The organism is Rhodococcus sp. OK519 (assembly GCF_003051005.1).
Classification (GTDB): domain Bacteria; phylum Actinomycetota; class Actinomycetes; order Mycobacteriales; family Mycobacteriaceae; genus Prescottella.
The window spans coordinates 355,425-373,017 of the sequence record NZ_QAOW01000001.1 but is presented as its reverse complement, the minus strand read 5'-3'; the positions used below and the strand labels follow the sequence as shown (position 1 = coordinate 373,017).

The window sequence follows — 17,593 nt, the reverse complement described above, 5'->3', positions numbered from 1 at the left end:
GTTGGTCGTGCTTCGGCCGGCGAAACCGAGGTTACTCGCCGGTCGCCTTGGCGATGATTTCCTTCGAGACGTTCGAGGGAACCTCTGCGTAGGAATCGAACACCATGGAGAAGTTCGCGCGACCCTGGGTCTTCGACCGCAGGTCACCGATGTAACCGAACATCTCCGAGAGCGGAACCAGCGCCTTCACGACACGGGCACCACTGCGTTCCTCCATGGCCTGGATCTGGCCACGGCGGGAGTTGAGGTCGCCGATCACTTCACCCATGTAATCCTCGGGCGTGGTGACCTCGACAGCCATGAGGGGCTCGAGAATGACCGGGCCGGCCTTGCGGGCGGCTTCCTTCAGCGCCTGCGAACCGGCAACCTTGAAGGCCATTTCCGAGGAGTCGACGTCATGGTAAGCGCCGTCGAGCAGGGTCAGCTTCAGGTTCACGAGCGGGTAGCCGGCGAGAACACCGTACTGCATCGCGTCCTGGGCGCCGTGGTCCACGGAGGGGATGTACTCGCGCGGAACGCGGCCGCCGGAGACCTTGTTCTCGAACTGGTAGCTCGCGCCGTCCTCGCCGATGAACGGCTCGAGGGCGATGATGACCTTCGCGAACTGGCCGGAGCCACCGGTCTGCTTCTTGTGCGTGAACTCGTGCTTCTCGACCTTCTTGGTGATGGTCTCACGGTACGCAACCTGCGGCTTGCCGACGTTGGCCTCGACCTTGAACTCGCGACGCATACGGTCGACGAGGATGTCGAGGTGGAGCTCGCCCATGCCGCCGATGACGGTCTGGCCGGTCTCCTCGTCGAGCTCGACCGAGAAGGTCGGATCCTCTTCGGCGAGCTTCTGGATCGCGGTGCCCAGCTTCTCCTGGTCGGACTTCGTCTTGGGCTCGATCGAGACCTGGATGACCGGGTCCGGGAACGTCATCGACTCGAGGACGATCGGGTTGTCCTGCGCGCACAGGGTGTCACCGGTCGTGGTGTCCTTCAGGCCGATCATCGCGTAGATGTGGCCCGCGACGGCCTCGTCGACCGGGTTCTCCTTGTTGGCGTGCATCTGGAAGAGCTTGCCGATGCGCTCCTTCTTACCCTTGGTCGCGTTGAGGACCTGGGCACCCGGATCGATACGACCCGAGTAGACGCGCACGAAGGTGAGCTTGCCGAAGAACGGGTGCGCAGCGATCTTGAAGGCCAGAGCCGAGAACGGCTCTTCCTTGCTCGGCTTACGCGTGAGGATGGTCTCCTCGTCGTTCAGCTTGTGGCCCTCGACCTCACCGATGTCCAGCGGGTTCGGGAGGTAGTCGATGACCGCGTCGAGCATGGGCTGAACGCCCTTGTTCTTGAACGCGGAGCCACACAGCACCGGGTACAGCTCGGAGGCGACCGTCATCTTGCGGATGGCGCCCTTGATCTCCTCGACCGTGAGCTCTTCGCCGCCGAAGTACTTCTCCATGAGAGCTTCGTCGGACTCGGCAACGGTCTCGAGCAGCTTCTCGCGGTACTCGGCAGCCTTGTCGGCGAGATCCGCGGGGATCTCCTCGATGGTCGGCTCGGTACCGGTCGGCACGACGCCGCGCCAGGTGATGGCCTTCATCTCGACGAGGTCGACAACACCGTCGAAGTCGTCCTCAGCGCCGATCGGCAGCTGGATGACGAGCGGCTTCGCGCCGAGACGGTCGATGATGGTCTGCACGGTGAAGTAGAAATCCGCGCCCATCTTGTCCATCTTGTTGACGAAGCAGATGCGCGGAACGTCGTACTTGGCAGCCTGACGCCAGACCTGCTCGGACTGGGGCTCGACGCCCTCCTTGCCGTCGAACACGGCAACGGCGCCATCGAGCACGCGCAGCGACCGCTCGACCTCGACCGTGAAGTCGACGTGGCCGGGGGTGTCGATGATGTTGATCTGGTTGTTGTTCCAGAAACAGGTGACAGCAGCGGAGGTGATGGTGATACCACGCTCCTTCTCCTGCTCCATCCAGTCGGTCGTCGACGCACCGTCGTGGGTCTCACCGATCTTGTAGTTCACACCGGTGTAGAAGAGGATGCGCTCGGTGGTGGTGGTCTTGCCGGCATCGATGTGCGCCATGATGCCGATGTTGCGGACCTTGTTCAGGTCGGTCAGCACTTCCTGTGCCACAGGATTCTTCCCCGCTCGTTGATCGTGTCGGCCCTTCTGGGGCCACGTCTCTTTTTCTTGTCAGCCGGCCCGGTGACGGAGCCGACACAGTAGTGATAACGCCAGGCCGAGGGATTCGGTGCCCGAAGGCTCCCTCGGCCTGGCGTGGTATCACCAGCGGTAGTGCGCGAACGCCTTGTTGGCTTCAGCCATCTTGTGGGTGTCCTCGCGACGCTTCACAGCGGCACCGAGGCCGTTGCTCGCATCCATGAGCTCGTTGGCGAGACGCTCGACCATCGTCTTCTCACGACGTGCACGCGAGAAGGTCACCAGCCAGCGCAGGGCCAGCGTGGTGGAACGACCCGGACGAACCTCGACCGGAACCTGGTAGGTGGCGCCACCGACGCGACGGCTGCGGACCTCGAGGGCGGGCTTGACGTTGTCGAGCGCGCGCTTGAGGGTGACGACCGGATCGGTGCCGGTCTTCTCGCGAGCCTGCTCGAGGGCACCGTAGACGATGCGCTCGGCGGTGGACTTCTTGCCGTCCATCAGGATCTTGTTGACGAGCTGCGTGACGAGCGGCGAACCGTAGACAGGATCGGCGACAAGCGGACGCTTGGGAGCGGGGCCCTTACGTGGCATTAGCTCTTCTCCTTCTTGGCGCCGTAGCGGCTGCGGGCCTGCTTGCGGTTCTTGACACCCTGGGTGTCGAGCGAGCCGCGGATGATCTTGTAGCGCACACCCGGGAGGTCCTTCACACGACCGCCGCGGACGAGCACCATCGAGTGCTCCTGCAGGTTGTGGCCCTCACCCGGGATGTAAGCGGTGACCTCGACGGAGCTGGTCAGGCGCACGCGGGCGACCTTTCGCAGCGCGGAGTTCGGCTTCTTCGGGGTGGTGGTGTACACGCGAGTGCACACGCCACGGCGCTGCGGGCTGCCCTTCAGGGCCGCGGTCTTGACCTTCGCGGTCTTGTCGCGGCGGCCCTTGCGGACCAGCTGGTTGATGGTTGGCATGTACCGGCTTTCTTCTTCGGTTCCAGTCTGCTCAGTCGAGCAATCCTGGCTGTTCTGAAATTAGGGATCCATCGGTTGGGACAAGAAAGCAACTGTCCCGCACCCATCCTCGTGCACACGAGGTCGGGCGTGTCGCGTACCCCCACACAGGCAGCCGGATGCTCGCACCTGCAGAAACCGCAGAAGTGCGTGCACGGCAACGCCCCGCATAGGCACACAGATCGGCCCGATCATGTCGGACACGACCCCCAACGATACCCGGCGGCGCCGTTAGAGGTCAAAGCGGGTCGAACGTGCTATGCCGCGAGGTCCAGCGTCGACGCGACCAGCGACGACGCCGCCGCGCACGGATCGGCCCCACTGCCGGCCCGGTACTGGACCCACCAACCGACGACACCCCCCGCCGGGAACCCTGCCGTGACTCCGCAGCTGCCCGGATCAGCCGGGGGCCGCGAAAGCACGGCACGCCTGCCGTCGACAGCAACCTCCTCGACGTCGTAGCCGAGCCGCTCCGACGTCGACCTCTCCACCTCGAGGGCGCCGGTCTCGAACCAGTTGAAGGTGACACGGGCGGGACCGGCAGCCCCGCCGACGGTCCACCGGCAGATCGCGCCGAGAAAGCCGCGTTCGATCGAATCCCCGCCGACGATCTCGGCGATCCGCTCGGGAGCGACGACGTCGCACTCGGTGAGCAGGGATGCGTAGTTCGCCGTGTCTCCCGCCCCGAATCCCTGCGGAACAGCCGTACCGGTCACCGATGTGCCGCATCCACCCAGCACGAGTACGGCAGCGAGTCCGACGCCGGAAAACCGGGCGGCTCGCCCTCGCATCGACATCTCACTCCCCCCTTGCCACGGTCAACTCGGCGAGATGCCGCGCCGCGGCGCACGGGTCCGCGGTGGGGTCGGACTTGCCATAGGCGATCGACCAGTGCACGAAGTCGTCACCGAACTGCACCCCCAGCTCGCACAGTCGGCTCGACAGCGCCGACTCGAACCCCGAACGACCACCGATCTCGATGTCGGCGGCGGGACGTCCGATCAGTTCGCTGCCGGCCCGCTCGCGCCCGATCGGACTGCCCCGGTACCAGGAGAAGGAGAAGTGCGGCGCGTTCTTGTCCTGCACCGGCGACGTCTGCCACTCGCAGCCCACCGAGTTCCGGACGACGCCCGCGAAGCCCGGAACCCCGACCGCCTCGGCGACCTCCGCGTCGGTCACCGAACCGCATTCACCGAAGAAGGGTCCCGCCTCTGCCGCAGCGGATTCCGGCGCAGCGGAGCGGTCACCGGAATCGTCACGGCCGCAGCCGGCGCCGAGCAGCGCGATCGCCACGACTGCCGCAATCGGGAGTGCCCGCCTTCTCACCGCCATGCCGCGGAACTGTACCGGGCACGAACCCGCCCGGAACGGATCTCACAGCGCGGGATCGACCGCCCCGAGAGGTGCGAGCGCCGCATCGAGCTGGCCGGCCCAACTGCGCACGATGTCGGCGCGCCGACGCGAGTCGTCGGTGAGCACATCGGCCAGACCGAGCCCGCGCGCGAGATCGAGGGTCGCCTGCACCAGTCGACGGACGGCGGGGTCGGAGTCGTCCACGCCGAGACTCTCGACCGCCGTGCGGTGGGCGATGCGCCCGAACCGCTCTTCGAGCGGCAGCACCCGAGACCTCAGTTCCGGGTCCGCGGCTGCCGCGGTCCACACCTGGAGAGCGGCTTTGAAGAGCGTGCCGGTGTAGTAGTCGACGAGCCTGGAGACCACCGCCTCGGTGCGGCCCTCCCGCGACGGCAACTCGGTGACCTCGCGGCGCGCCTGCTCCATCCGGCTGTCGAACATGAACTCGAGAGCGGCGGTGATGAGGTCCTCCCGGGTCGGGAAGTGGTGCTGCGCCGCTCCGCGCGAGACCCCCGCGCGTTGCGCTACGACCGCGACCGTGGTGGCCGACCAGCCGAACTCTGCCAGGCAGTCGACCGTGGCCTCCAGTAGCCGGTGCCGCGTGAGGCGACTTCGATCCTGTTGTGGTGCGCCCATACCCGTGGCGTCCTCTCCGGTGTTCCGGTCCATGCTGTCCACCGCTGTCGGCCGCCTCGTGAGCGGCTTCATCGCGGCCTCCAAGTAAACACTGCGCAAATTAGGGTAACCTTCATCACATCCGCATTGCGAAATGGACTCGGGCACGTTACAAATTCTCGCAAGGAAGGGTTACCTTCCCTACACATCGCATCAATTCACAGGAGTGCCCTCATGGGATCTGCCGAGTTCATCAGCTTCTTCGAGTTCGTGACCGATTTCGCCGACGCCGCGGGCGACCTGTTCGCCGCTCTGAGCTTCTTCGCGGGCTCGCTCGAGACCGTTTCGGGCATTCTCCCGGCCTGAGGCTGATCCCAGCCCGACGTACGACGGGGCCTGTTCCGACCACGGAACGGGCCCCGTCTGCATGTCAGCCCCCGGCCGCCCACGACGGCGGCCGCTTCTGCAGGAACGCCGTCACCCCCTCGATCGCCTCCGGACTGCCGAACAGTCGAGCGGACTGCGCCGCAAGCGTTTTCCCACAGGCATCGAAGTCGGCGAGCATCTTCGCGGTGGTGAGCTTCTTGGACTCCGCCAGTCCTTGCGGCGAACACTTCCGCAGCGTCTCGATCAAACCCCGCACAGCCTCCTCCGTGTCCGGAACGGCCTCGCTGATCAACCCGATCGCCTCGGCCTCGTGCGGACCGAACTTCTCGCCGGTCAGGAAGTAGCGGCTCGCGGCACGCGAGGTGAGCCTGGGGATCACGGTCAGCGAGATGATCGACGCGGCCAAGCCCAGCCGCGCTTCCGTGAGAGCGAACGTACTGTCGGGACCGGCGACCACGATGTCGCACGCCCCCACCAGCCCCATCCCACCCGCACGCACGTGCCCGTCGACGCGCGCAATCACCGGCTTCGGTAGCTGAAGGATTGCCTGAAGGAGTGCGGTCATCTGCCCAGTCCGCTCCGCAGCGAGCTCCGAGGGGCTCACGTCGGCACCCGCGGCGCTCGCCTCGGACAGGTCCGCGCCCGCACAGAACGTCCCGCCGGTATGGGCCAGAACCACAGTGCGCACCTGATTGTCGGCTGCGGCGTCGGTCAATCCTTGCCGCAACTGCGCGACCAGCCTGCTCGAAATCGCGTTGCGGTTGTGCGGCGAGTCGAGCGTCAGCGTTGCGACACCATCAGCGACTTCGTGGCGAACTTGACGATCTGTCATCTTCGCTACCCCTAGTAGGACTTGGGCAGGCCCAGCGAGTGCTGAGCGACGAAGTTGAGGATCATCTCGCGGCTCACCGGGGCCACCCGTCCGATGCGAGCGGCGCCGAGCATCGCGGACAGTCCGTACTCCTTCGTCAGTCCGCCGCCGCCGTGGGTCTGGATCGCCTGGTCGAGGGTCTTGATCGCAGCCTCGGCCGCCGCGTACTTGGCCATGTTGGCCGCCTCGGCCGCGCCGAAGTCGTCGCCACCGTCGTACAGCACCGCGGCCTTCTGCATCATCAGCTTCGCCAGTTCGAGTTCGATCTTGCACTGCGCCAACGGATGGGCGAGGCCCTGGTGCGCGCCGATCGGCGTCTTCCAGACCGTGCGCTCCTTCGCGAACTTCACGCCCGCCTCGAGTGCCCAGCGCCCCATCCCGATCGCCATCGCCGCACCCAGGATGCGCTCGGGGTTGAGCCCCGCGAACAACTGCATGAGCGCCGCGTCCTCGGAGCCGACGAGGGCGTCCCCAGGAAGCCGGACATCGTCGAGGAACAGAGTGAATTGGTGATCGGGCTCGATGATGTCCATCTCTATCGGCTGCGCGACGAAGTTCTCGGTGTCGGTGGGAACGATGAACAGCGCCGGTTTGAGCTTGCCCGTCTTGTGGTCCTCGGTCCGCGCAACGATGAGCACCGCGTCGGCCTGGTCCACGCCGGAGATATATACCTTGTTTCCGCGCAGGATCCAGTCTTCACCGTCACGTCGAGCGGTCGTCGTGATCTGGTGCGAGTTGGAACCGGCGTCGGGCTCGGTGATGCCGAACGCCATGATCTTGGAGCCGTCGGCGAGCGCCGTGAGCCACTCCTGCTTCTGGGCGTCGGTGCCGTACTTGCCGATGATGGTGCCGCAGATTGCGGGCGAGACCACGACGAGCAGCAGCCCGGCACCCTGCGCGGCGAGTTCCTCCTGCACGAGGGCGAGTTCGTAGATGCCCGCTCCCCCGCCGCCGTATTCCTCCGGCAGGTTCACCCCGAGGAAACCGAGCTTGCCCGCCTCGGTCCACAGCTCGGTGAGAGGTTCGCCCTTGCGCGCCTTCGGCAGCACGTAGTCGACGTAGTTGAAGCGCTTCGCGAGCTTGGACACCGCCGCCCGCAGCTCCTTCTGCTCGTCCGTCTCGATGAAGCTGCTCATGCGCTCTCTCCTTCTGCCCCAGCCTCGTTCGACGCCGGTGCTTCCACGATTGCCAGGACGGATCCGACATCGACCTGCTGGCCGACGACGACGGGAAGTTCGGTGAGCACGCCGGACATGGGCGCCTTGACGGTGTGCTCCATCTTCATGGCCTCGAGCCACAGGATCGGCTGGCCGGCCTCCACGTGATCGCCCTCGGCAGCCCCGAGTCGGATGACCGCGCCCGGCATCGGCGCGAGCAACGAGCCCTCTGCGACGACCGTCGACGGATCGACGAAACGCGGGACCACCGTGAGCGTCACCGGCCCGAGCGGCGAGTCGATGCACACCGCATCGCCGTAACGGGCGACGTCGAACCGGCGCTGCAGACCGGCGACGTCGAGCACGACGTGGTCGGGTGCCGACGACACCAGCGACACCTCGTCGAAGCCTTCGGCGCGCAACCCCGACCTGGTGAGCAGATAGCGGACATCGCACTCCCCGTGTATCCCGCTGTACCGCTTGGACTGCGGCTGCGACGGCAGGTTCCGCCACCCGCTCGGCAGTCCGCCGACCACGGATGCGGCGGCGCGGTTCTCGGCGGCGTCGGCGAGGGCTGCGGCCAAGGCGGACAGTGACTCGACCCTCTCGTCGGCGAGCGGTCGCGCCAGCACGTCGAGGCCGTGCGTGTCGAAGAACGCGGTGTCGGTGTCGCCCGCCGAGAACGCGGGATGACGCAGGACGTTCACGAGGAGATCGCGGTTCGTCTGCAGTCCGTGTAGTCGGGTGCGGGCCAGCGCCGACGCGAGCACCTGCGCGGCCTGCGCGCGGGTGGGTGCGAAGGAGATGACCTTGGCGAGCATCGGATCGTAGAAGACGCTCACCACCGAACCGTCCACGACACCCGAGTCCAGTCGGACCCCGGTCCGGTCGAGGAGATCGAATTCGACTGTTGCTCCGGGAATCTCGATTCGCTCGACGGTGCCGCTCTGCGGCCGCCAGTTGTGCGTGGGGTCCTCGGCGTACAGCCGGACCTCGATCGAGTGGCCCCGGATGGTCGGCGGTTCGGCGGGCAGCTCCGCGCCGGATGCCACCTGCAACTGCAGTTCGACGAGGTCGAGTCCGGTGGTGCATTCGGTGACCGGGTGCTCCACCTGCAGACGCGTGTTCATCTCGAGGAAGAAGAACTCGCCCTCTTCGTCGGCGAGGAACTCGACGGTGCCCGCGCCCTCGTACCCGATCGCGTTCGCCGCGAGCCGGGCAGCATCGAACAGCCTGGCCCGCATGGGGGGAATGCGCTCGACGAGCGGCGACGGCGCCTCCTCCACCACCTTCTGGTGTCGGCGCTGGATCGAGCATTCACGTTCCCCCACCGCCCACACGGTGCCGTGCCGGTCCGCCATGACCTGCACCTCGATATGGCGTCCGGTCTCGAGGTAGCGCTCGCAGAACACCGTCGAATCACCGAATGCCGACTGCGCCTCGCGCGCAGCCGCCTCGATTTCGCGGGGCAGCGCCGACAGCTCACGCACGACGCGCATGCCGCGCCCACCGCCACCGGCGGAGGCCTTGACGAGCACCGGAAGATCGGCCTCGGTGACCGCGGCGGGATCCAGTTCGGCGAGTACGGGGACTCCGGCCTCGGCCATGATCCGCTTCGACTCGACCTTGGAGCCCATCAGCTCGATGGCCTTGGCGGGCGGTCCGATCCACGTGAGCCCGGCAGCCTCGACGGACTGCGCGAAATCAGCGTTCTCCGAAAGGAATCCGTAACCGGGGTGGATCGCGTCGGCGCCCGCGGCCCGCGCCGCGGCGATCAACGCGTCCGCGCGCAGGTACGTCTCCGCCGGCGTCGCGCCCGGCAACCGCACCGCAGCGTCGGCCTCGGCGACGTGCGGGCTTGCGGCGTCGGGATCCGAGAAGACAGCGACGGTGCCGACGCCCGCGCGGCGGCAGGTCGCGAACACTCGACGGGCGATCTCGCCGCGGTTGGCGACGAGCACGGACGTGATGTCGGAAGTACTCACTGTCGGCCTCACATCCGGAAGACACCGAAGTTGTCGGTGCCCTCGATCGGGGCGGTGGCGATGGCCGACAGGCACATCCCCACCACCGTGCGGGTGTCGCGGGGGTCGATGACGCCGTCGTCGTAGAGGCGTCCGGACAGGAACATCGGCAACGACTCGGCCTCGATCTGGTTCTCGATCATGGCGCGCATCCCGGCGTCGCCCTCCTCGTCGAACACCTGTCCGCGGGCTTCGGCCGCCGCACGGCCGACGATCGAGATGACCCCGGCGAGTTGGGCTCCGCCCATGACCGCGGACTTGGAACTGGGCCACGCGAACAGGAATCGGGGATCGAACGCTCGTCCGCACATGCCGTAGTGGCCGGCGCCGTACGACGCCCCCAGCAGGATCGAGATGTGCGGGACCGTCGAGTTGGCGACCGCGTTGATCATCATCGATCCGTGCTTGATCATGCCGCCCTCCTCGTACTCCCTGCCCACCATGTAACCGGTAGTGTTGTGCAGGAACAGAAGTGGTGTGTTCGACCGATTCGCGAGCTGGATGAACTGGGTGGCCTTCTGGGACTCCTCGCTGAACAGGACGCCGCGCGCATTCGCGAGGATCCCGATCGGGTACCCGTGCAGTTCGGCCCAGCCCGTCACGAGCGACGAACCGTACATCGGCTTGAACTCGTCGAAGTCGGAGCCGTCCACGATCCGGGCGATCACCTCGCGCGGATCGAACGGGATCTTCAGATCCGCCGGCACGATGCCGACCAGTTCCTCGGGATTCTCGAGCGGTGCGATCACCTCGGCCCGCGGCGCCGGCCCCTGCTTCTTCCAGTTGAGCCGCCGGACGATGCTCCGTCCGATCCGGATCGCGTCCTGCTCGTCGAGGGCGAAGTAGTCGGCCAGACCCGAGGTCCGCGCATGCATCTCCGCACCGCCCAGCGACTCGTCGTCGGATTCCTCACCGGTCGCCATCTTCACCAGCGGCGGGCCGGCCAGGAACACCTTGGACCGTTCCTTGATCATCACGACGTGATCGGACATGCCGGGAATGTAGGCACCGCCCGCGGTGGAGTTGCCGAACACCAGCGCGATCGTCGGAATGCCGGAGGCCGACAGCTTGGTCAAGTCGCGGAACATCCGTCCACCCGGGATGAAGACCTCCTTCTGCGTGGGCAGGTCGGCGCCGCCGGACTCCACCAGGGAGATGACGGGAAGCCGGTTCTGAACCGCGATGTCGTTGGCGCGGAATCCCTTCCGCAACGTCCACGGGTTACTGGTGCCACCGCGGACCGTCGGATCGTTCGCGACGATGAGGCACTCGACTCCGCTGACCACGCCGATGCCCACGATCGTCGACGCGCCCACCGGGAACTCGGTGCCCCAAGCCGCGAGCGGGGACAGTTCGAGGAACGGCGAATCCGGGTCGAGCAGCAACTCGATGCGCTCACGGGCCAGCAGTTTGCCCCGCTTGTGGTGCCGCTCGACGTACTTCTCGCCGCCCCCGGCGAGCGCCTTCGCGTGCTCGACCTCGAGTTCGGCGAGCTTCGCCGTCATCGACTGGGACGCCGACGCGTACTCGGGCGAGTTCGTGTCCAGTACCGACTTCAGAATCGTCACGACTGATACCCCAATCGCTTGGCCGCCAACGAGGTCAGGATCTCCGTGGTCCCGCCCCCGATACCCAGAATGCGCATGTCCCGGTACTGCCTCTCCACTTCGCTTTCCGCCATGTAGCCCATGCCGCCGAACAACTGCACGGCCTGATTCGCCACCCACTCACCGGCCTCGACAGCGGTGTTCTTCGCGAAGCACACCTCGGCGACGAAGTCCTCGCTCGACGTGAGCGAACGCTCGACGAGCGTGCGGGTGTAGACGCGGGCGACGTCGGTGCGCCGCGTCATCTCGGTGACCGTGTTCTGCACGGCCTGACGCGAGATCAGCGGGCGCCCGAACGTCTCGCGGTCGCGGCACCACCGCAGCGTCAGGTCGAGGCAGCGCTGTGCGCTCGCGTACGCCTGCGCGGCCAGCGCGATCCGTTCGGTGAGGAAAGCCCGCGCGATCTGCGCGAAGCCTGAATTCTCTCGACCTACCAAATTTTCCACCGGGACCCGGGCATCGACGAACGACAACTCTGCCGTGTCCGACGCACGCCAGCCCATCTTGTCGAGCTTGCGAGCCACCTCGAATCCCGGCGTGCCCTGCTCGATCACGAGCAGCGACACCCCGCCGGCACCCGGGCCGCCGGTGCGCACCGCGGTGACGACGAAGTCTGCGCGGACCGCGGAGGTGATGAACGTCTTGGCACCGTTGACGATGTAGTGGTCACCGTCGCGCACCGCGGTCGTACGCAGATGTCCGACGTCGGAGCCGCCGCCCGGCTCGGTGATCGCGAGCGAGCCGATCGCCTCCCCCGCCAGAGTGGGCCGGACCCAGCGGTCGATCTGGCTCGGATCACCCGCCTCGACGAGGTGCGGCAACGCGATCCCGCACGTGAACAGCGACGCGAACAGCCCGCCGGACGCACCCGCCTGGTGCATCTCCTCGCAGATAACGACCGCGTCGACCAGGTCGCCGCCGTCGCCGCCGACCTCCTCCGGGAACCCGGCGCCGAGCAGTCCCAGCGCCGCGGCTTTACGGTGCAACTCGCGCGGAATCTCGCCGTCACGCTCCCAATCGCCCAGATACGGCAGGATCTCCTGCTCTACGAAGCCGCGAACGGTCTTGCGCAGCTGCTGCCGTTCGGGGGTGTCCCACACACTCATGCGTGCCCTTCCTGAAGTTCGTCGGTCGAGAGCGGAGCCTGCGGAGCGACCCGAGGACGCTGCCTGGGTACGAGTGCCACCGGGATCTCGATATGGCGGGAACGTAGCCACTCGCCGAGGCCTTTGGCCTGCGGATCGAAGCGGGCCTGCGACGCGACACCGCGACCGAGGATGCCCTCGATCACAAAGTTGACGGCCCGCAGGTGCGGTAGCACGTGCCGAGTGACGTTGAGCCCCTTCACCTCCGGCAGCATCCGCTCGAGCTCGTCGACCGTGAGCGCGTGCACGAGCCAGCGCCACTGCTCGTCGGTGCGCACCCAGACCCCGACGTTCGCGTTGCCGCCCTTGTCGCCGCTACGTGCGGCCGCGACCGCGCCGAGAGGCACGGTGACCGTGTCGTCCCAGTCCCGCGGATCGGGCAGCGGAGGGTCCGGAACGTCCTCGAGCGCCCGGGTCTGTGCGCTCGGCGCGATGTCGACGCGGACACCGTCGGGCAGCACCGCGACGTGCGGCACCTGACCGGCATCGACGAAGGCGGGCGTGAACACCGCGTACGGTTGCCCGTGCGACGGCGGCGCCGTGAGCGTGAAGCCCGGATAGCTGGCGAGTGCGAGTTCGACCGCCACCGACGAGAACGCCCGTCCGACGACGTTCGGATCCGTGTCGCGCACAGTGCACCGAAGCAGCGCACTCGCAGTCTCCTCGGTGTCGGCGTCGGGGTGATCGGTGCGAGCGAGCGTCCACTCGAGCTCCTGAGGCTTGGCCTGCAACCACGACTCCAGTTGCTGCCGAACCAGTTTCGCCTTGGCTTCGATGTCGAGGCCGGTGAGCACGAACGTCGCCTCGTTCCGGAATCCGGCGAGCGCGTTGAGCGACACCTTGTACTGCGGCGGCGGAGCCTCCCCCGTGGCACCGGAGATGCGGACGCGATCGGGGCCGCCGTCGGACAGTACGACCGAGTCCATCCGCGCGGTGACGTCGGGGTTGGCGTACCGGCCGCCGGTGATCTCGTACAGCAACTGCGCGGTGACCGTGTCCACGGTCACCGCTCCCCCGGTGCCCGCGTGCTTCGTGATGACCGACGACCCGTCGCCCGCGATCTCGGCGATCGGGAAGCCCGGACGGGAAAGGTCGGGAATCTCGGTGAACCACGAGTAGTTGCCGCCGGTGGCCTGCGTCCCACACTCGATCACGTGACCGGCGACCACCGCACCGGCGAGCTTGTCGAAATCGTCACGCGCCCAGCCGAAGTGCGCGGCGGCGGGTCCGACGATCACCGATGCGTCGGTGACGCGCCCGGTGACGACGACGTCGGCACCGGCGTTCAGGCACTCCACGATGCCCCAGGCGCCGAGGTAGGCGTTCGCGGTGAGCGGTGCGGTCTCGCTGTCGAGCCCCAGTTCGGCGGCCCGCGCGATCAGGTCGTCGCCCTCGACGTGCGCGATCGTCGCGTTCAACCCCAGCCGGTCGTTCACCTCACGCAGGGCGTCGGCGAGTCCGCTCGGGTTGAGGCCGCCGGCGTTGGCCACGATCCTCACGCCACGATCGAGCGCGAGACCCAGACAATCCTCGGCCTGGCGCAGAAACGTCTTGGCGTATCCACGCGACGGATCCTTCATCCGATCCCGCCCGAGGATGAGCATCGTCAACTCGGCCAGATAGTCGCCGGTGAGGTAGTCGAGGTCGCCACCCTCGAGCATCTCTCGCATCGCCGAAATGCGGTCGCCGTAGAAGCCCGAACAGTTGCCGATGCGCACCGGCTCGCGGGCGATCGGAAGGTGGGTCATCGGGCCGCCTCCGTCTGATTCGAATCCCGTCCCGCGCCGGGCGGACCCGCGAACGCCTGCGCGATCCCGAGCCACCGTTCGGCGTCGATGCCGATCGCCCGCAGCGCGGTGTCGCGGCGGTGCACGCGCTGCGTGACGAGCAGGCAGAAGTCCTCGGCCGGACCCGTCACCCGCTGGGTCGCGTCCGCGGGACCCCATGCCCAGATTCCGCCGTCGGGTGCCGCGAGTTCCACCCGGAACTCGTCGGCGGGGGGCGCGATCTCGTTGACGCTGTACGCGAAGTCCCGGGTCCGCACTCCCAGTCGCGCGATGTGCTCGAGGCGCGCCGTCGTCTCCGTCGCCACGTCGAGCGCCTCGGCGACGTCGCGACCGTGCGCCCACGTCTCCATCAGTCGCGCGGTGGCCATCGAGGCCGCACTCATCGGCGGCCCGTACCACGGCAGTTTGGTGCCGCCCGGAACGTCACGCAGCACCGCCGCGAGCTTCTCCCGGGTGTCCCGCCAGTCGGCCAGCAGGTCCCGGGGCGGTCGCTGTGCCTCGACCGCCGCGCCCTCGTCGACGAAACCGAACGGGTTCTTCCATGCCTCGGCGAGTTGCGCTGCGAAGGCGTTCTCGTCGGTGGCGGCCATGAGCGCCGCCCGGTCGGTCCACGCGAGGTGGCCGATCTGGTGCGCGACGGTCCACCCGGCAGCCGGCGTGGGACGTGCCCACCGGTCGTCGGGGAGGCCGGCAATGAGCGCATCGAGCGCCGCACCCTCCGCACACAGGTCGTCGACGATCTTGTTCAGGTCAGCCACATACCCTCCTCGGATGCTGAGATCAGCATCACATCGGGAGAGTTAAAAATCAAGCATGAATGATTGTTTATGGCCGGTGACGCGCCCTGGAGTGGCTGTCGCTGCAGTTCAGGCGGTCAGATCGATCGCGCTGCCCCAGACTCGCCGACGGCCGTGCAAGGACCATCGCTCGTCGGGCAAGCGCGTCACCGGATGGTGCCGCTCGACCGCGAAGTTGGTGATCGGCAGGCGCTCCACCATCGCCGACTCGGCGAGCATGTTGCCTCTGACACCCTGCTCGAAAAGTGAGAATGCGGTGTGATTGACCGCGAGAACGGCGGTCTGCAGCGCCGCGAGCGCAGTCCGGTGTGGGCCGAACTCGGCAAGCGTGTGACCGCCACCGATGGTGGTGCCCACCACCGCGAAGTAATGCCAGTGCGAAGTACCGTCCGGGTTGTCTGCGACGCCAGGCTCTTCAGCCATGATGCGCCCCTTCCCTACTCGAGGCTCCTGTCGTGACGATAGAACCGACCCCCGACAGGTCCCGGGCGGCGCGCCGACGTGAACTCGGACAACGCGCAGAAGAGCCCCCGAGCGAGGTAGTCGCTCGGGGGCTCTCCAGAGTGCGAGATGTCAGTGCATCATGACGGGCTGGACATCCTCGGTCGTCGCGGCGACACGACGACGCGGCAGGAAGAACGCCGGAATCAGCGTGAGCAGCACGAGGACGAACGCCACCATGAAGGTGTTGCCGAAGGCGCCGGCGGCATCCGAAAGGACCTTCTCGGCCAGCGACGGGTCCTGCCCCGTGAGCTCGGGGACATGCGCCATCGCGACCTTCTCGTTGTTCAGGTCCCGCGACAACAGCTGGTTGGTGAGCACCACCGACATGATCGCGGTTCCGACCGAGCCGGCGGTCTGCTGCACGATGTTCATCAGCGTCGAACCGCGCGCGATCATGTCGTGCTTGAGGGTGACCATCGCGGCGGTCATCAGCGGCATCATGGTGCAGCCCATGCCGAGACCCATCACGAACAGCGAACCGAGCAGCAACCCGTACGAGGTCGTGTCCGACAGCTGGGTGAAGGTGAACATGCCGAGCGCGATCAGCGGAAGACCCGTCAGCACGATCTTGCCGGGACCGAGCTTGTCGACCAGACGGCCCGCGATCGGCATCGTGACCATGGCGCCGATACCCTGCGGCGCAAGCAGCAGACCCGCGGCGAGCGTGCTCTCACCCCGCACCTGGATGAAGTAGCTCGGGAACAACAGACCCGCACCCATGAACGCGACGATGAACAGCGTGGTGGTGAGCACCGCGAACGTCAGCTGGCGGTTCTTGAACAGGTACAGATCGATCAGCGGGTGATCCTTGCGCAGTGCGTGGAACACGAAGCCGATGATCAGTGCCAGGCCGACGCCGGAGGAGACCAGAACCCGCGCCGACGCGACGGTGCCCGTCTCGGGAATCGAGGACACACCGAACAGGAACAGCGCGAGACCGGGCGAGAGCAGCAGCATGCCGACGAAGTCGAAGGTCTGCGACGGGCTCGGCGCATCCTTCGGCAACAGCTTGACGGCCGCGACGAGCGCGACGATGCCGACGGGCAGGTTGATCAGGAAGATCCAGTGCCAGCTCGCGGCGTCGATCAGCCAGCCACCGAGGATCGGGCCGGCGATCGGACCGAGCAGCATCGGGATACCGAGGACTGCCATGACGCGGCCGATGCGCTCGGGGCCCGCGGCCCGGGTCATGATCGTCATACCGAGCGGCATCAGCATGCCGCCGCCCAGTCCCTGCAGAACGCGGAAACCGATGAGCGACGTGATGTCCCACGCGAAGGCGCAGGCCACCGAGCCGATGACGAACAGCACCAGCGCCCACATGTACAGCCGCTTGGTGCCGAACCGGTCGGCCGCCCAACCCGTGACCGGGATGACCGTGGCCAGTGCCAGCGTGTACGCCGTCATGGTCCACGCGACCACTGCGTAGCTGGTCTCGAAGTCCTTGGCGAACGTCGGCAGCGCGACGCTGACCACGGTGACATCGAGAATGGACATGATGGCGCCGAGCACCACCACGGAGGCGATCTTGAGGACCGCGCCGTCGATCTTGTCGGACTTCGGCGCCCCGGAAGGGGGTCCGGCCGTCGTGTTGGGCGTCGTCATGTACACAATTCCTGACTTCGGGCCCGCAGGGCGTCGCCCGCGAGTATGGGTTGAAGGGCCTCGAGCAACCGTTCGCGATCCGACTGGTCCAGCCGGCCTGCGAACGCCCGGAGCTCGTCACGCTTGTCCTCGAGATGACGGGAGACCAGCGTTCGCCCGGACTCCGTCAGCGAGACCCGTTTGATCCGACGATCACCCGGGTCCTCACGGCGCAGCACCAGTTCCTGACACACCAACTGGTCGATGTTGCGACCGGTCGACGCCACCGACATCCGAAGACACTCGGCGACCTCGTGGATCGCAATCGGCTCTCCGTGCTGCGCCAGCACGAAGAGCGCGCGAACCTGCGAGAACGACAGGTCCATCGCGACGAGAGTGTCCATCGACTCGGACTCACCCATGCCCATGAGGCGCACGATGAAATCCTCGAGCACCGTGTAGACCTCGTCTGGAGTCACTTCTGCCACGGGGTCGAATAGTAGCGATGTCGCAACTATTGCGGAAACGCAATCTTCCCGGCGGCAGTCCCCGATCCGCACCCATCCACGACACCACGTCGCCCCTACCAGCGGC

At 67.0% G+C, this 17,593-nt stretch carries 17 protein-coding genes; 1 reads left to right on the top strand and 16 read right to left on the bottom strand.

From position 1 onward, the window contains the following. Positions 1–31: 31 nt before the first annotated feature. From fusA to C8K36_RS01870, 6 genes are all read right to left on the bottom strand, one after another. Positions 32–2,134 (bottom strand): elongation factor G, encoded by a 2,103-nt coding sequence (gene fusA, locus C8K36_RS01895; RefSeq protein ID WP_107982752.1) that lies wholly within the window; start codon positions 2,132–2,134, stop codon positions 32–34. Positions 2,135–2,284: 150 nt separating this feature from the next. After that, positions 2,285–2,755 carry a 30S ribosomal protein S7 gene (rpsG, locus tag C8K36_RS01890; RefSeq protein ID WP_107982751.1) on the bottom strand — a complete coding sequence of 157 codons (471 nt, stop codon included), beginning with the start codon at positions 2,753–2,755 and terminating at the stop codon, positions 2,285–2,287. Beyond that, on the bottom strand, positions 2,755–3,129 hold the full coding sequence (gene rpsL / locus C8K36_RS01885; protein WP_107982750.1) for a 30S ribosomal protein S12: 375 nt from the start codon (positions 3,127–3,129) through the stop codon (positions 2,755–2,757). The genes rpsG and rpsL overlap by 1 nt, the downstream gene beginning before the upstream one ends. A gap of 296 nt (positions 3,130–3,425) precedes the next feature. Further along, positions 3,426–3,965 (bottom strand): DUF3558 domain-containing protein, encoded by a 540-nt coding sequence (locus C8K36_RS01880; RefSeq protein ID WP_107982749.1) that lies wholly within the window; start codon positions 3,963–3,965, stop codon positions 3,426–3,428. Position 3,966: 1 nt separating this feature from the next. Beyond that, entirely contained in the window at positions 3,967–4,500 is a 534-nt protein-coding gene (locus C8K36_RS01875; protein ID WP_107982748.1) for a DUF3558 domain-containing protein, read from the bottom strand. A 42-nt stretch (positions 4,501–4,542) separates the two neighbouring features. Beyond that, entirely contained in the window at positions 4,543–5,157 is a 615-nt protein-coding gene (locus tag C8K36_RS01870; protein ID WP_107982747.1) for a TetR/AcrR family transcriptional regulator, read from the bottom strand. 213 nt (positions 5,158–5,370) lie between these two features. Here C8K36_RS01870 and C8K36_RS25020 point away from each other — a divergent pair, with 213 nt between their 5' ends. After that, the gene (locus tag C8K36_RS25020) at positions 5,371–5,502 is read left to right on the top strand and encodes a hypothetical protein (RefSeq protein WP_258194645.1); all 132 of its coding nucleotides are present in this window, start codon (positions 5,371–5,373) and stop codon (positions 5,500–5,502) included. Positions 5,503–5,566: 64 nt separating this feature from the next. Here C8K36_RS25020 and C8K36_RS01865 read toward each other — a convergent pair whose 3' ends face one another. The 10 genes from C8K36_RS01865 to C8K36_RS01820 form a co-directional block, all read right to left on the bottom strand. Then, positions 5,567–6,355, bottom strand: coding sequence for an enoyl-CoA hydratase family protein (locus tag C8K36_RS01865; RefSeq protein ID WP_107982746.1), 789 nt, complete (start codon positions 6,353–6,355; stop codon positions 5,567–5,569). 11 nt (positions 6,356–6,366) lie between these two features. Beyond that, entirely contained in the window at positions 6,367–7,530 is a 1,164-nt protein-coding gene (locus C8K36_RS01860; RefSeq protein ID WP_107982745.1) for an acyl-CoA dehydrogenase family protein, read from the bottom strand. Next, entirely contained in the window at positions 7,527–9,536 is a 2,010-nt protein-coding gene (locus C8K36_RS01855) for an acetyl/propionyl/methylcrotonyl-CoA carboxylase subunit alpha (protein WP_107982744.1), read from the bottom strand. The genes C8K36_RS01860 and C8K36_RS01855 overlap by 4 nt, the downstream gene beginning before the upstream one ends. Positions 9,537–9,544: 8 nt before the next feature. After that, complete coding sequence (locus tag C8K36_RS01850; RefSeq protein ID WP_107982743.1) at positions 9,545–11,143, bottom strand: acyl-CoA carboxylase subunit beta; 1,599 nt, start codon at positions 11,141–11,143, stop codon at positions 9,545–9,547. After that, on the bottom strand, positions 11,140–12,288 hold the full coding sequence (locus C8K36_RS01845) for an acyl-CoA dehydrogenase family protein (protein WP_107982742.1): 1,149 nt from the start codon (positions 12,286–12,288) through the stop codon (positions 11,140–11,142). The genes C8K36_RS01850 and C8K36_RS01845 overlap by 4 nt, the downstream gene beginning before the upstream one ends. Further along, positions 12,285–14,075 (bottom strand): acyclic terpene utilization AtuA family protein, encoded by a 1,791-nt coding sequence (locus C8K36_RS01840; protein WP_258194638.1) that lies wholly within the window; start codon positions 14,073–14,075, stop codon positions 12,285–12,287. The genes C8K36_RS01845 and C8K36_RS01840 overlap by 4 nt, the downstream gene beginning before the upstream one ends. Further along, entirely contained in the window at positions 14,072–14,872 is an 801-nt protein-coding gene (locus C8K36_RS01835) for a TIGR03084 family metal-binding protein (protein WP_107982741.1), read from the bottom strand. Before C8K36_RS01835 ends, C8K36_RS01840 begins: the two co-directional genes overlap by 4 nt. 108 nt (positions 14,873–14,980) lie before the next feature. Further along, on the bottom strand, positions 14,981–15,334 hold the full coding sequence (locus tag C8K36_RS01830) for a hypothetical protein (RefSeq protein ID WP_107982740.1): 354 nt from the start codon (positions 15,332–15,334) through the stop codon (positions 14,981–14,983). A 150-nt stretch (positions 15,335–15,484) separates the two neighbouring features. After that, entirely contained in the window at positions 15,485–17,020 is a 1,536-nt protein-coding gene (locus C8K36_RS01825) for a DHA2 family efflux MFS transporter permease subunit (protein WP_107982739.1), read from the bottom strand. Continuing rightward, on the bottom strand, positions 17,017–17,487 hold the full coding sequence (locus tag C8K36_RS01820; protein ID WP_258194635.1) for a MarR family transcriptional regulator: 471 nt from the start codon (positions 17,485–17,487) through the stop codon (positions 17,017–17,019). The genes C8K36_RS01825 and C8K36_RS01820 overlap by 4 nt, the downstream gene beginning before the upstream one ends. Positions 17,488–17,593: the final 106 nt, after the last annotated feature.

Excerpts from the sequence above, each read along its gene's own strand:
- rpsG (WP_107982751.1), bottom strand. The coding sequence starts at position 2,755 with ATGCCACGTAAGGGCCCCGCTCCCAAGCGTCCGCTTGTCGCCGATCCT.
- rpsL (WP_107982750.1), bottom strand. The coding sequence starts at position 3,129 with ATGCCAACCATCAACCAGCTGGTCCGCAAGGGCCGCCGCGACAAGACC.
- C8K36_RS01880 (WP_107982749.1), bottom strand. The coding sequence starts at position 3,965 with ATGTCGATGCGAGGGCGAGCCGCCCGGTTTTCCGGCGTCGGACTCGCT.
- C8K36_RS01875 (WP_107982748.1), bottom strand. The coding sequence starts at position 4,500 with ATGGCGGTGAGAAGGCGGGCACTCCCGATTGCGGCAGTCGTGGCGATC.
- C8K36_RS01870 (WP_107982747.1), bottom strand. The coding sequence starts at position 5,157 with ATGGGCGCACCACAACAGGATCGAAGTCGCCTCACGCGGCACCGGCTA.
- C8K36_RS25020 (WP_258194645.1), top strand. The coding sequence starts at position 5,371 with ATGGGATCTGCCGAGTTCATCAGCTTCTTCGAGTTCGTGACCGATTTC.
- C8K36_RS01865 (WP_107982746.1), bottom strand. The coding sequence starts at position 6,355 with ATGACAGATCGTCAAGTTCGCCACGAAGTCGCTGATGGTGTCGCAACG.
- C8K36_RS01860 (WP_107982745.1), bottom strand. The coding sequence starts at position 7,530 with ATGAGCAGCTTCATCGAGACGGACGAGCAGAAGGAGCTGCGGGCGGCG.
- C8K36_RS01845 (WP_107982742.1), bottom strand. The coding sequence starts at position 12,288 with ATGAGTGTGTGGGACACCCCCGAACGGCAGCAGCTGCGCAAGACCGTT.
- C8K36_RS01840 (WP_258194638.1), bottom strand. The coding sequence starts at position 14,075 with ATGACCCACCTTCCGATCGCCCGCGAGCCGGTGCGCATCGGCAACTGT.
- C8K36_RS01830 (WP_107982740.1), bottom strand. The coding sequence starts at position 15,334 with ATGGCTGAAGAGCCTGGCGTCGCAGACAACCCGGACGGTACTTCGCAC.
- C8K36_RS01825 (WP_107982739.1), bottom strand. The coding sequence starts at position 17,020 with ATGACGACGCCCAACACGACGGCCGGACCCCCTTCCGGGGCGCCGAAG.